The sequence below is a fragment of the Pseudomonas sp. microsymbiont 2 genome (assembly GCF_054788395.1).
Genome location: NZ_CM139112.1, coordinates 1,397,501 through 1,410,815 on the forward strand (window position 1 = coordinate 1,397,501; position 13,315 = coordinate 1,410,815).

A 13,315-nucleotide genomic window follows, 5' to 3' on the forward strand; every position below is an offset into this window, starting at 1 on the left:
GTTAGAGCGCACCCCTGATAAGGGTGAGGTCGGCAGTTCAAATCTGCCCAGACCTACCAATATGCGGGGCCATAGCTCAGCTGGGAGAGCGCCTGCCTTGCACGCAGGAGGTCAGCGGTTCGATCCCGCTTGGCTCCACCACTTTCGCAGTAGTGTCTAGTTGATCAGAACTTAGAAATGAGCATTCGCTGATGAATGTTGATTTCTGACTTTTGTCAGATCGTTCTTTAAAAATTCGGATATGTGATAGATAGACTGAATGCCAGTTTCACTGCTGGTTATTCAGGCTAAGGTAAAATTTGTGAGTTCTGCTCAGCAATGAGCGAAATGCGAATTTTCGGCGAATGTCGTCTTCACAGTATAACCAGATTGCTTGGGGTTATATGGTCAAGTGAAGAAGCGCATACGGTGGATGCCTTGGCAGTCAGAGGCGATGAAAGACGTGGTAGCCTGCGATAAGCTTTGGGGAGTCGGCAAACAGACTGTGATCCAGAGATCTCTGAATGGGGGAACCCACTCAGCATAAGCTGAGTATCTTGTACTGAATACATAGGTGCAAGAGGCGAACCAGGGGAACTGAAACATCTAAGTACCCTGAGGAAAAGAAATCAACCGAGATTCCCTTAGTAGTGGCGAGCGAACGGGGACCAGCCCTTAAGCTGGTTTGAGATTAGTGGAACGCTCTGGAAAGTGCGGCCATAGTGGGTGATAGCCCCGTACACGAAAATCTCTTGCCAGTGAAATCGAGTAGGACGGAGCACGAGAAACTTTGTCTGAACATGGGGGGACCATCCTCCAAGGCTAAATACTACTGACTGACCGATAGTGAACCAGTACCGTGAGGGAAAGGCGAAAAGAACCCCGGAGAGGGGAGTGAAATAGAACCTGAAACCGTATGCGTACAAGCAGTGGGAGCCTACTTTGTTAGGTGACTGCGTACCTTTTGTATAATGGGTCAGCGACTTATATTCAGTGGCGAGCTTAACCGAATAGGGGAGGCGTAGCGAAAGCGAGTCTTAATAGGGCGCTTTAGTCGCTGGGTATAGACCCGAAACCGGGCGATCTATCCATGGGCAGGTTGAAGGTTAGGTAACACTGACTGGAGGACCGAACCGACTACCGTTGAAAAGTTAGCGGATGACCTGTGGATCGGAGTGAAAGGCTAATCAAGCTCGGAGATAGCTGGTTCTCCTCGAAAGCTATTTAGGTAGCGCCTCATGTATCACTGTAGGGGGTAGAGCACTGTTTCGGCTAGGGGGTCATCCCGACTTACCAAACCGATGCAAACTCCGAATACCTACAAGTGCCGAGCATGGGAGACACACGGCGGGTGCTAACGTCCGTCGTGAAAAGGGAAACAACCCAGACCGTCAGCTAAGGTCCCAAAGTCATGGTTAAGTGGGAAACGATGTGGGAAGGCTTAGACAGCTAGGAGGTTGGCTTAGAAGCAGCCATCCTTTAAAGAAAGCGTAATAGCTCACTAGTCGAGTCGGCCTGCGCGGAAGATGTAACGGGGCTCAAACCATGCACCGAAGCTACGGGTATCACCTCTGGTGATGCGGTAGAGGAGCGTTCTGTAAGCCTGTGAAGGTGAGTTGAGAAGCTTGCTGGAGGTATCAGAAGTGCGAATGCTGACATGAGTAACGACAATGCGAGTGAAAAACTCGCACGCCGAAAGACCAAGGTTTCCTGCGCAACGTTAATCGACGCAGGGTTAGTCGGTCCCTAAGGCGAGGCTGAAAAGCGTAGTCGATGGAAAACAGGTTAATATTCCTGTACTTCCAGTTATTGCGATGGAGGGACGGAGAAGGCTAGGCCAGCTTGGCGTTGGTTGTCCAAGTTTAAGGTGGTAGGCTGAGATCTTAGGCAAATCCGGGATCTCAAGGCCGAGAGCTGATGACGAGTGCTCATTAGAGCGCGAAGTGGTTGATGCCATGCTTCCAAGAAAAGCTCCTAAGCTTCAGATAACTGGGAACCGTACCCCAAACCGACACAGGTGGTTAGGTAGAGAATACCAAGGCGCTTGAGAGAACTCGGGTGAAGGAACTAGGCAAAATGGCACCGTAACTTCGGGAGAAGGTGCGCCGGCGAGGGTGAAGGACTTGCTCCGTAAGCCCATGCCGGTCGAAGATACCAGGCCGCTGCGACTGTTTATTAAAAACACAGCACTCTGCAAACACGAAAGTGGACGTATAGGGTGTGACGCCTGCCCGGTGCCGGAAGGTTAATTGATGGGGTTAGCGCAAGCGAAGCTCTTGATCGAAGCCCCGGTAAACGGCGGCCGTAACTATAACGGTCCTAAGGTAGCGAAATTCCTTGTCGGGTAAGTTCCGACCTGCACGAATGGCGTAACGATGGCGGCGCTGTCTCCACCCGAGACTCAGTGAAATTGAAATCGCTGTGAAGATGCAGTGTATCCGCGGCTAGACGGAAAGACCCCGTGAACCTTTACTATAGCTTTGCACTGGACTTTGAGCTTGCTTGTGTAGGATAGGTGGGAGGCTTTGAAGTGGGGACGCCAGTTCTCATGGAGCCATCCTTGAAATACCACCCTGGCAACCTTGAGGTTCTAACTCAGGTCCGTTATCCGGATCGAGGACAGTGTATGGTGGGTAGTTTGACTGGGGCGGTCTCCTCCCAAAGAGTAACGGAGGAGTACGAAGGTGCGCTCAGACCGGTCGGAAATCGGTCGTAGAGTATAAAGGCAAAAGCGCGCTTGACTGCGAGACAAACACGTCGAGCAGGTACGAAAGTAGGTCTTAGTGATCCGGTGGTTCTGTATGGAAGGGCCATCGCTCAACGGATAAAAGGTACTCCGGGGATAACAGGCTGATACCGCCCAAGAGTTCATATCGACGGCGGTGTTTGGCACCTCGATGTCGGCTCATCACATCCTGGGGCTGAAGCCGGTCCCAAGGGTATGGCTGTTCGCCATTTAAAGTGGTACGCGAGCTGGGTTTAGAACGTCGTGAGACAGTTCGGTCCCTATCTGCCGTGGACGTTTGAGATTTGAGAGGGGCTGCTCCTAGTACGAGAGGACCGGAGTGGACGAACCTCTGGTGTTCCGGTTGTCACGCCAGTGGCATTGCCGGGTAGCTATGTTCGGAAGAGATAACCGCTGAAAGCATCTAAGCGGGAAACTTGCCTCAAGATGAGATCTCACTGGAGCCTTGAGCTCCCTGAAGGGCCGTCGAAGACTACGACGTTGATAGGTTGGGTGTGTAAGCGCTGTGAGGCGTTGAGCTAACCAATACTAATTGCCCGTGAGGCTTGACCATATAACACCCAAGCAATTTGTGCATGAAAGCCAAATTGTGGTGGTGAAGACGAAAGACCCGAAAGTTCGCTGCTCTTGAAATAAAGAGCCACAAATTCACATATCCGAATTCGCTAGAGTATCCATCTGGATCTTCTGGCAACAGAATTTCTTGACGACCATAGAGCATTGGAACCACCTGATCCCATCCCGAACTCAGCAGTGAAACGATGCATCGCCGATGGTAGTGTGGGGTTTCCCCATGTGAGAGTAGGTCATCGTCAAGATTCATTTCGCAAAACCCCTATCTGCGCGAGCAGGTAGGGGTTTTGTCTTTTCCGGGTCCGCCAAACCAAAACCGCCCCCTGTAGGAGCGGCCTTGTGTCGCGAAAGGGGCGCGTAGCGGCCCCAGGATTTATGCATCAAGCAGATATCGCCGGGGCTGCTTCGCAGCCCTTTCGCGACACAAGGCCGCTCCTACACAGGCATCCGTTTGCTGACGATCACGCAAATTTCCTTTGCTCGTCGGCTACCTCACATCGCTTCGTCACAGGTGCGACAATATTGCCGTCACAATTACGTGACTTCCCCGTACCTACCCTGCGTCAAGGCTTAGGTTCGGGGCAATCCTGGCACCCGGACCGAGCGATGCCAGCGTACCGTGCTGCGCATTTCTGGACTTTCACCGTCCTATTACTTGAGGTTAGAAGCAAGATGGCCAAGGCCGCCGATGTCGTTGTGCAATGCCTGGAAAACGAAGGTGTCGAATATGTGTTCGGCATTCCTGGTGAGGAAAACCTCGACCTGCTCGAGTCTCTGCGCAAATCGAAGATCAAGCTGGTGCTGACCCGCCACGAGCAATCCGCGGGCTTCATGGCCGCCACCTATGGCCGTCTGACCGGCAAGACCGGCGTCAGCCTGTCGACCCTCGGCCCCGGCGCGACCAACCTGGTGACTGCCAGCGCCTACGCCTACCTGGGCGGCATGCCGATGATGATGATCACCGGCCAGAAGCCGATCAAGAAGTCCAAGCAAGGCCGTTTCCAGATCATCGACGTGTGCGGCATGATGGACCCCATCACCAAGTACACCCACCAGTTCGCCTCGGCCGACAACATTCCTGCGCGCATGCGTGAAGCTTTCCGCCTGGCCGAGGAAGAGAAGCCGGGCGCCGTGCACCTGGAGCTGCCGGAAGACATTGCCGCCGAGCAGACCGACGCCCTGCCGATCCCGCGCAGCCTGCACCGTCGCCCGCTGGCCGAGCACGTGGCCATCGAAGCCGCCGTGCAGAAACTGCAGAACGCCCGCAACCCGATCCTGGTGATCGGCGCCGGCGCCAACCGCAAGATGACCGCCAAGGTCCTCAAGCAACTGATCGACAAGACCGGTATCCCGTTCATCACCACCCAGATGGGTAAAGGTGTGGTCGACGAGCGCCACCCCCGTTTCCTGGGCAACGCCGCGCTGTCCTCCGGTGACTTCGTGCATCGCGCCGTCGAAGCCGCCGACCTGATCGTCAACATCGGCCACGACGTGATCGAGAAGCCACCGTTCTTCATGGTTCGTGGCGGTACCGAAGTGATCCACGTCAGCTTCCGCTCGGCCGAGGTGGATGCCGTGTACTTCCCGCAGGTGGAAGTGATCGGCGACATTGCCAACGCCGTGTGGCAGATCAGCGAAGCGCTGACCGACACCAGCCACTGGGACTTCACCCGCCTGATGGCCATCCGCGAAGCGAACGAAGCGCAGATCGCCGAGGGCGCCGATGACGACCGCTTCCCGATCTACCCGCAGCGCATGGTCGCCGACATCCGTCGCGCCCTGCCGTCCGAAGGCATCGTTGCCCTGGACAACGGTATCTACAAGATCTGGTTCGCCCGCAACTACAAAGCGCACAAGCCCAACACCGTGCTGCTGGACAACGCCCTGGCGACCATGGGCGCCGGCCTGCCGTCGGCCATGGCCTCGCACCTGGTGTATCCGGATCGCCCGGTGATCTCGGTCTGCGGCGACGGTGGCTTCATGATGAACAGCCAGGAGCTGGAAACCGCCGTGCGTCTGGGCATGCACCTGACCGTGGTGATCCTGCGCGACGATGGCTACGGCATGATCCGCTGGAAGCAGGCCAACATGGGCTTCACCGATTTCGGCCTGGATTATGGCAACCCGGACTTCGTCAAGTACGCCGAAGCCTACGGTGCCAATGGCCACCGAGTGGAAAGCGCCGAAGGCTTCCTGCCGCTGCTCGAGCACTGTATCAAGACTCCTGGCGTGCACGTGATCGACTGCCCGGTGGACTACAGCGAGAACGACCGCATCCTCAACAGCGAGCTGCGTGAGCGCGCGCTGGCGGTCTAAACGCTGACGACCAATCGCGGGTCAAGTCCGCTCCCACAGAGCCAACTCAGGCCTTGTGGGAGCGGGCTTGACCCGCGATTGCTTTTGTTCTGGTTTCATTTCCCTCAATGTCTTTCCTCATGTGCTAGGGTGCACGCAAATCTCCGCCCCAGGACACCCGCCCATGCTCCCCGCACTCAGCGAAAAAGAACTCGACCGTCTCGAAGACCTGCTGATCACCTACGGCAACGATTATTCGGTGCTCAACCTGGCCGAGCTCAACGGCTTCTTCACCGCCTTGGCCAGCTCCCCTGCCAAGGTCAACCCCGAGCAGTGGCTACCCGTTGTCGCTGGCGGCAAGGTGCCGAAGTTCAAGAAGCCCGCCGATGAAGAGGCCTACACCGCGTTGATGCTGCGTTACGCCAGTCAGGTGGCGGAAGAACTGGCCGACGACCTCGAGCACTTCGAACCGTTGTTCGAGGAGAGCGAAGGCGAGGAAGGTCCAGCGATCATTCTCGAGGAGTGGTGCTTCGGTTACATGCGCGGCACGCAAGTGGCCGAGTGGAGCGAATTGCCGCCGGAGCAGGATCGTCTGCTCAAGGCCATTTCCCTGCATGGGTTGGAAGACAATTTCGAGCTGCTCGACTCGATGAGCTTCGATGAGCACCAGGCCTGTGTGCCGCTGGTGGTCGAGGCGGCGCGGGGGTTGTATCAGTACCAGAAACAGCACCGTCATTGAGATCGCCATCGCGAGCGCGTGGGAACGGGCCTGTCCCGCGAGTGTGATTATTCCATCTGACGAAATACTGGATTGCTCCCGGCACTGATTCTGCTGTCGGGCGATCCAGTGCAGCATGTCCTCCAGCAGCGCCACTCCCGGCGCTGATCCGGAGCCCCGCACATGCCAAGCCCGATCAAACTGTACAACTTCCCCAAGTCCGGTCACGCCCACCGCATCGAGCTGATGCTGTCGCTGCTCGAACTGCCCACCGAACTGGTCTTCGTCGACCTGGCCAAGGGCGAACACAAGCAGCCAGAATTTCTCGCCATCAACCCCTTCGGCCAGGTGCCGGTGATCGATGACAACGGCATCATCATCGCCGATTCCAACGCCATCCTGGTCTACCTGGCCAAGGCCTACGGCGGTGAGCGCTGGTTGCCTGCGGATCCGGTCGGTGCCGCCCGAGTGCAGCGCTGGCTGTCGGTGGCGGCGGGTCCCCTGGCCTTCGGCCCGGCGGCGGCACGCCTGGTGACGGTGTTCGGCGCCTCGTTCAACACCGATGAAGTCATCGGCCGCGCCCACACCCTGCTCAAGGTGATCGACGCCGAACTGGCCAAGGGCCCGTTCCTGGTCGGTGACCAGGCGACCATCGCCGATATCGCCAACTACTCGTACATCGCCCACGCGCCGGAAGGCAACGTGTCGCTGGAGCCTTACCCCAACGTGCGCGCCTGGCTGGCCCGGGTCGAGGCGCTGCCGGGCTTCGTGCCGATGCCGCGTACGGTCATCGGTTTGCAGACCACCCTCTGAATCCCGAGGAATGCCGCCATGCAATCGCCCTGGCATGCAGGTGAAAAACGGCTGCAGGAGCACGTCGGTGTTGCAGAGCGCATGGAGGTGTTCGGGCAAAAGGTTATTCGTGACTACATGCCCGACCAGCATCGCACGTTCTATCAGCAGCTGCCGTTCATGGTGGCCGGTGCCGTGGACGCGGCAGGCAAACCCTGGGCGACGCTGCTCGAAGGCCCGGAAGGTTTCGTCAGCTCGCCCGATCCACGGCAACTGCTGATCGGCGCCGACCTCGCCAACGACGATCCGGCCACGCCGGGCCTGGTGGCGGGTGGCGCCATCGGCCTCCTGGGGATCGAGCTGCACACGCGGCGGCGCAATCGCCTCAATGGCCTGATCCGCAGGGCCAGCGCCGGCCAGCTGGAGGTGGTGGTCGAGCAGTCGTTCGGCAACTGCCCGCAGTACATCCAGCTGCGCGAGTACACCCGCGTCGACGAGCCGCGGCAGGGGCGACGGGATTCAGCGGCGCTCGATGCCGCAACCCGCGCGATGATCGAAAGCGCCGACACCTTCTTTGTCGCCAGCTACGTCGATCAGGGCGCTGGCCAGCGCTCGGTGGACGTGTCCCATCGCGGTGGCCGGCCCGGTTTCGTCAGGGTCGAGGGCAATCGCCTGACCATTCCCGACTACGCCGGCAACCTGCATTTCAATACCCTCGGCAATCTGCTGGTGAACCCGGTCGCTGGCCTGCTGTTCGTCGACTTCACCACGGGCGATGTGCTGCAGGTTTCCGGGCGTACCGAGGTGATTCTCGACAGCCCGCTGATCAGCGCCTTCGAAGGCGCCGAGCGGATCTGGACCCTGGAGATCGAGCAGGTGGTGCTGCGCCGGGCTGCCGTGTCGCTGCGCTGGGCCTTCCAGGAATACGCACCCACCAGCCTGATGACCGGTACTTGGCGCGAAGCCGAGCAGCGCCTGCAACAGCGCGAACGGCAGCGCCAATGGCTGACCTGGCGGGTACTGCACATCGAGCAGGAGAGTCGCGATATCCGCTCGTTCCATCTGCAACCCGAGGATGGCGCCGCAGTGGCCTTCGCCCCTGGCCAGCATATTCCCGTGCGTTTGCGTATCGATGGGGAGGCGCCGCTAATCCGTACCTACAGCCTGTCCAGCGCGCCGTCCGATGGCTTCCTGCGCATCAGCGTCAAGGCGCAGGGGCCGGCGTCACGCTATCTGCACCAACAGGTGAAGGTCGGCGATCGGCTGGAGGTGCGCCAGCCCATGGGCAGCTTCACCCTGGATCAGCAGAGCGACCGGCCACTTGTACTGATTGGCGCGGGCGTCGGCATCACCCCGTTGATCGCCATGCTCCGCGAGCAGCTGGCGAAAGGGCAGGGGCGGCGCATCCACCTGTTCCATGGCGGGCGCACACTGGCCGACTTGCCGTTCCAGCAGGAGCTTGCCGCGCTTCAGCAACACGCCAATGGCTTGCTGAGCATCCATCGTGCCCTGAGCCAGCCCGAGCCCTCGGCCGTGCCAGGGCATGACTACCAATTCGCCAGCCGCCTGGGCATCGAGCAAATCAAGGCCTCGCTGGCATTGGACGACCACGACTTCTACCTCTGCGGCCCGGCCAGCTTCACCCAGGACCTGTACGAAGGCCTGCGCGGCGTGCATGTGCCCGACGCCCGCATTCATGCCGAAGCCTTCGGCCCCTCGACCCTGCGCCGCCACACCGACGACAATCAGCCGACGCTGCAGCAGCCCCTACCCGCCAGCGAGCCGGTGCCGGTGTACTTCGCCAGCTCCGCCAAGGAGGCGCGTTGGGCACCGGACAGCGGCACCCTGCTGGAGCTGGCGGAAAGCCGTGGCCTGTCGCCGGACTTCAGTTGCCGAGGAGGCTCCTGCGGTACCTGCAGGACCAAATTGGTCAGCGGCCAGGTCCACTACCCGAACCCGCCCGCCGAATTGCCCGAGCCCGGCAGCGTGCTGATCTGCTGCGCCATCCCCGCCCAGGCCGAGGAAGGTGTGCAGCCCCTGGTACTGGAGCTCTAGCGTGACCACGGCGATAATCGCCCCACGACAACGCGTGGGGCGCGGCATGGACCAGATCCACCTGATGAAAGTGTTCGTGGCCGTGGGCGAGCTGGAAAGCTTCGCCGCCGCCGCCCGCCGCCTGGCCATCTCGCCGGCAGCGGTGACCCGCGCCGTCAGCGCCCTGGAGGAACAGCTCGGGGTCAAGCTGCTGCTGCGCACCACCCGCAGCGTGCGCCTGACCGAGGCCGGCGGGCGCTACCTGGAGGACACCCGGCACATCCTCGCCAGCATCGTCGAGGCCAACGAAGCCGCCGCCGGCATCAACGCCGCGCCCAAGGGCGACCTGGCGGTGACCGCGCCGATCCTGTTCGGCAAGAAGTTCGTCATGCCGTGCATCGTCCGTTACCTGCAGCAGTACCCCGAGGTGGATGTGTCGGCGTACTTTCTCGACCGCGTGGTGAACCTGGTGGAGGAGGGCATGGACGTGGCGGTGCGCATCGGCCAGTTGCCCGATTCGGGCCTCAAGGCGTTGCGCGTGGGCAGGATGCGCCGGTTGCTGTGCGCCTCGCCCGAGTACCTCGAACGCCACGGCACGCCGCGCCATCCCTCTGAATTGCAGAAGCACGAAGTCATCGCCGCCGGGACCCTGTCGCCACGCACGGACTGGCGCTTCGGCGCCATCGACGACCCGACGCTGATCCGCATGAAGCCGCGCCTGACCGTGACCAGCAACGACGCCGCCATTGCCGCGGCCAGCGCCGGGCTCGGGATTGCACGGCTGCTGTCGTACCAGGTGGCGGACGAAGTGGCGGCCGGGCGCTTGCAGGTGATCCTGGCCGAGTACGAGGAAGCGCCCTGGCCGATCCATATCCTGCATCGGGAGAGCAAATATGGCTCGACCAAGGTGCGGACCTTTATCGATATGTTGGCCGAGCATTTGCGCGGACATGAGCATCTGACCTGAGGCTCGCCACATCTCTGTGGGAGCGGGTTTACCCGCGAAGAATGCGACGCGGTGCATGGCACCGACTGCGCCGGTGTTCGCGGGTGAACCCGCTCCCACAGGGGGTGAACCGGCCTCAATGTAGAAGCCTGTCAGCACTACATTTGGTCAGCCCGGGCTTTGCAGGGGACCTGTCTTGCACATTCGGACAACACCTGCAGGCCCCGCATCACCTCAGGCGTAATCACCCGCCCCAGGCACACCCGCAACCCAGTGCCACACTCCCCATCGGCAAAGAACATCCCGCTGCCGCCGACATTGCAGCCACGCTCTGCGGCAAGCTGCTGCAGCGCCACCATGTCCGTCCCTTCCGGCAATTCTATCCAATGGATAAACCCGCCCTGCGGCGCCACGTACCGTGTTCCCAGCGGAAACGCCGAGCGCACCAGCGCCTCCATTACCTCGGCCTGCGCCGCCAGTCGCCCACGCAGCTTCGCGCAGTGCTCCTCCATGTACCCCCGGCCGATAAACTCATCCAGCACCCGCTGGGCCAGGCTCGACACTGCCAGGTTGCGCGAAAACAGCTGGGCCAGGATCGCATCCCGATACCGCCCCGCCACGCACCAGCCCACCCGGTACCCCGGCGCCACGGTCTTGGAGAACGACGAGCAATAGATTGTCTGCCCGGTCGTGTCGTAGTGCTTGATCGCCTTGGGCCGCTGCGCCTCGTCCGCCAGGTCGAAGAAGATATCGTCCTCGATGATCGGCACATCCGCCGCCTGCGCCAGCTGTGACAGCCGTGCCCGCGCCGCGTCGGGCATGATGAAGCCCCGTGGGTTCTGCAGCGTCGGGTTGAGGAACACCACATCGACCTTGCCGCGCTTGAGGGCCCACTCCAGGTGTTCGAGGTCCATGCCGCTGTCGGCGTGGGTACGGATGGGCAGGGCGCGCATGCCCAGGCGTTCGATGGCCTGCAGGATGCCGTAGTAGGTAGGTGTTTCGATGGCCACCGTGGCGCCTGGCCGGGCGACGGCTTCGAGGGCCAGTTCGAGGGCGATGGTGTCGCCGGAGGTCACCAGGACTTCGTCCGGGCCGCAGGCAACGCCGCGTTGCAGCATCAGCCCGGCGATGCGCCGGCGCAGCGAGGCCAGGCCCGGCGGGGCGATCAGGCCAGCCAATGGCTGGTCGGCCTTGGCGGCCAGCGTCGCCAGGCACTTGTTCAGCAGCACATGGGGCGTGAGCTCGTCGTGCAGCACCGCCGAGCTCAATGACAGCGCGGTGGTGCTGGTCGCCTGGGCGAGCATGGCGACCACCGCGTGGTTGACGTTGACGGTGACACTGGCCAGGTCGAATCCCTGCACCTGGGCCGCGCCCTTGGCGACGAAATAGCCGATCCGCGGCGTGGCCTGCACATAGGCATTGGCCTCCAGCTCCGCCAAGGCCCGTTGCACGGTGGCGATGCTGCTGTCGAACAGCCGCGCCAGCTCGCGTACCGAGGGTAGCTGTGTGCCGCTGGGCCATTCGCCGCTGTCGATCTGGCGCAGCAGCCAGGCGTTGACGGTGTGCCAGCGTTTGTCGGGCTTGGGGTTGCGGTCCATGGCGGCCTTGTGTGGTGTCAGGCGGGGGCTGCGCAAAGGTAGAGCAAAACCGTGCCCGTTGCAGCCACGATGACGATGTTCAGCAGCACCAGGGCAAAGCCGAAGCGGATCAGCCCGTGCTCTTCCTCGCGGTTGGCTCCAGCCAGCCCGATGATCAGCGACAGGATCGACAACGAGCCCAGCGCGCCATGTCCTGCGGCGCTGTTGGCCATGGCCGCCAGCCAAGGGCCGTGGACGCTGGACAACGCGGCGATGGACGGCATCACCAGCGTGGTGCCGCCGACATTGGAGCCGGTGACGTAACCGGCCAGCCCCGCCAACAGCGACACCGTCGACGCCAGCGATACACCCGACAATGCTTGCAGTGCTCGTTGCGCCTCGACCAGGAAACCGGCCTTGACCATCACCTGGGAGAGCAGCAGAAACAGGAAGATCGTCGCCACCGGGAACCGCGCCCGCTTGACCAGCGCCTGCCACGGGAAGCCTGCGCCCTGGCGGGCGACCATCATCAGCACCACCAGCAGCAAGGCCAGCCCCGGCGAAGCCAGCGGCTTCCACGACACATTGGTGCCATGCACCACCCACAACCCGTCCCATCCCGACAGCAGGAACAGCCCCCGCGAGACGATGATCACCGCCAGCAGGGCCAGGTACGGCCACGCCGCCTGCGGCCAGCGCACCAGCGCCCCGCGTCGCGCCCAGGAGAGCCCCAGCCCGACGCAGACCACTGTCAGCCCGGCCAGTACGCCAGCGGCTTCCGGGCCGATCCAGCGATTGATCACATACAGCACCGCGCTGAACAGCAGCGAGACCAGTGCCAGCCCCAGCCACGCCCTTACGCCGCGAACCCGCGCCAACGTCAGCGCCACGGCGGCCAGGCCGAGGAACACCGGGGCGCTGACCAGTGCCGAGTGGCTGCCCAGCTCCTGCGCCGGCACATGGGCCAGCAGCGCGCCGATCACCGTGGCCAGCCCCAGCGTGCCCCAGGGCATCACCACCATGCCGGCCAGCGCCATCTTCATGCCGACTTGACGCGAGAACAGCCCCATCAGCAGCGGCACCGTGGCGATCAGCGATACGCCGAACCCGGTCATCGCCTCCAGCAGTGGCGCCAGGCCCAGCACGATGAAGATCACCTGCATCGGCGGCGTCCAGCCCAGCTCCTGCACCCAGGCACCGATCGCCTGCGGTGCGTTGGCGCGTTCGACCAGGATGACGAAGGCCAGCCCCGGAATGATCACGCAGGCGGTGCTGAGGAACAGGATCAGTGTGTCTTGCACAATGGCGCCGGATACCGCCGCCGACAGCGGCTGCGCGGCGCCCAGGCCCCACAGCAGCAGGACACCGGCCACGCCGGCCAGCGCGGCCTGCACGGGTGGTCGGCGCAGCAGCAGGATCAGGGCGATTACCAGGCCAATGGGGGACATTTGCAGCAGCAGGGCAGCCATGATGCGGGTTCCTTCAGCCATCCAGAGGAGTGTGGAAGGGATGGTGGAGGGAAGGGCGGGACTGCAATAGATACAGGGGGTGGAGGTTTTTCAATACAGCCCCGGGGCTTGTGGTATTGGAGCCACCTGTTTGCACCTCCTCTCACGCCAATGCCTGGATTTCTGGGCGCTGACTGCGATATTGGC

General features: G+C 61.7%; 7 protein-coding genes, 2 tRNA genes and 2 rRNA genes (1 of these 11 only partly in view). 9 read left to right on the plus strand and 2 right to left on the minus strand.

Going from position 1 to position 13,315, the window contains the following annotated elements:
* From ACYUME_RS06360 to ACYUME_RS06400, 9 genes are all read left to right on the plus strand, one after another.
* Nucleotides 1-59 (plus strand) — tRNA-Ile (locus ACYUME_RS06360); it begins 18 nt to the left of the window's first position.
* 6 nt (nucleotides 60-65) lie between these two features.
* Nucleotides 66-141 (plus strand) — tRNA-Ala (locus ACYUME_RS06365).
* 244 nt (nucleotides 142-385) lie between these two features.
* Nucleotides 386-3,278 (plus strand): 23S ribosomal RNA (locus ACYUME_RS06370).
* A gap of 149 nt (nucleotides 3,279-3,427) precedes the next feature.
* Nucleotides 3,428-3,543 (plus strand): 5S ribosomal RNA (gene rrf, locus ACYUME_RS06375).
* Nucleotides 3,544-3,970: 427 nt separating this feature from the next.
* Nucleotides 3,971-5,614: an acetolactate synthase large subunit gene (locus tag ACYUME_RS06380; RefSeq protein ID WP_279883923.1), complete on the plus strand. Its 1,644-nt coding sequence runs from the start codon at nucleotides 3,971-3,973 to the stop codon at nucleotides 5,612-5,614.
* A 163-nt stretch (nucleotides 5,615-5,777) separates the two neighbouring features.
* Nucleotides 5,778-6,332: a UPF0149 family protein gene (locus ACYUME_RS06385; RefSeq protein WP_460418345.1), complete on the plus strand. Its 555-nt coding sequence runs from the start codon at nucleotides 5,778-5,780 to the stop codon at nucleotides 6,330-6,332.
* Nucleotides 6,333-6,494: 162 nt separating this feature from the next.
* Entirely contained in the window at nucleotides 6,495-7,124 is a 630-nt protein-coding gene (locus tag ACYUME_RS06390) for a glutathione S-transferase family protein (protein WP_460418346.1), read from the plus strand.
* A gap of 18 nt (nucleotides 7,125-7,142) precedes the next feature.
* A complete protein-coding gene (locus ACYUME_RS06395; RefSeq protein WP_460418347.1) occupies nucleotides 7,143-9,158 on the plus strand; it encodes a pyridoxamine 5'-phosphate oxidase family protein in 2,016 nt (671 codons plus the stop codon).
* A gap of 46 nt (nucleotides 9,159-9,204) precedes the next feature.
* Nucleotides 9,205-10,104 carry a LysR family transcriptional regulator gene (locus ACYUME_RS06400; protein ID WP_460419298.1) on the plus strand — a complete coding sequence of 300 codons (900 nt, stop codon included), beginning with the start codon at nucleotides 9,205-9,207 and terminating at the stop codon, nucleotides 10,102-10,104.
* 137 nt (nucleotides 10,105-10,241) lie between these two features.
* Here the strand turns inward: ACYUME_RS06400 and ACYUME_RS06405 are convergent, their stop codons facing one another.
* Together ACYUME_RS06405 and ACYUME_RS06410 are read right to left on the minus strand one after the other, a co-directional pair.
* On the minus strand, nucleotides 10,242-11,681 hold the full coding sequence (locus ACYUME_RS06405) for an aminotransferase-like domain-containing protein (protein ID WP_460418348.1): 1,440 nt from the start codon (nucleotides 11,679-11,681) through the stop codon (nucleotides 10,242-10,244).
* A gap of 17 nt (nucleotides 11,682-11,698) precedes the next feature.
* Entirely contained in the window at nucleotides 11,699-13,129 is a 1,431-nt protein-coding gene (locus ACYUME_RS06410) for an L-lactate permease (protein ID WP_460418349.1), read from the minus strand.
* Nucleotides 13,130-13,315: the final 186 nt, after the last annotated feature.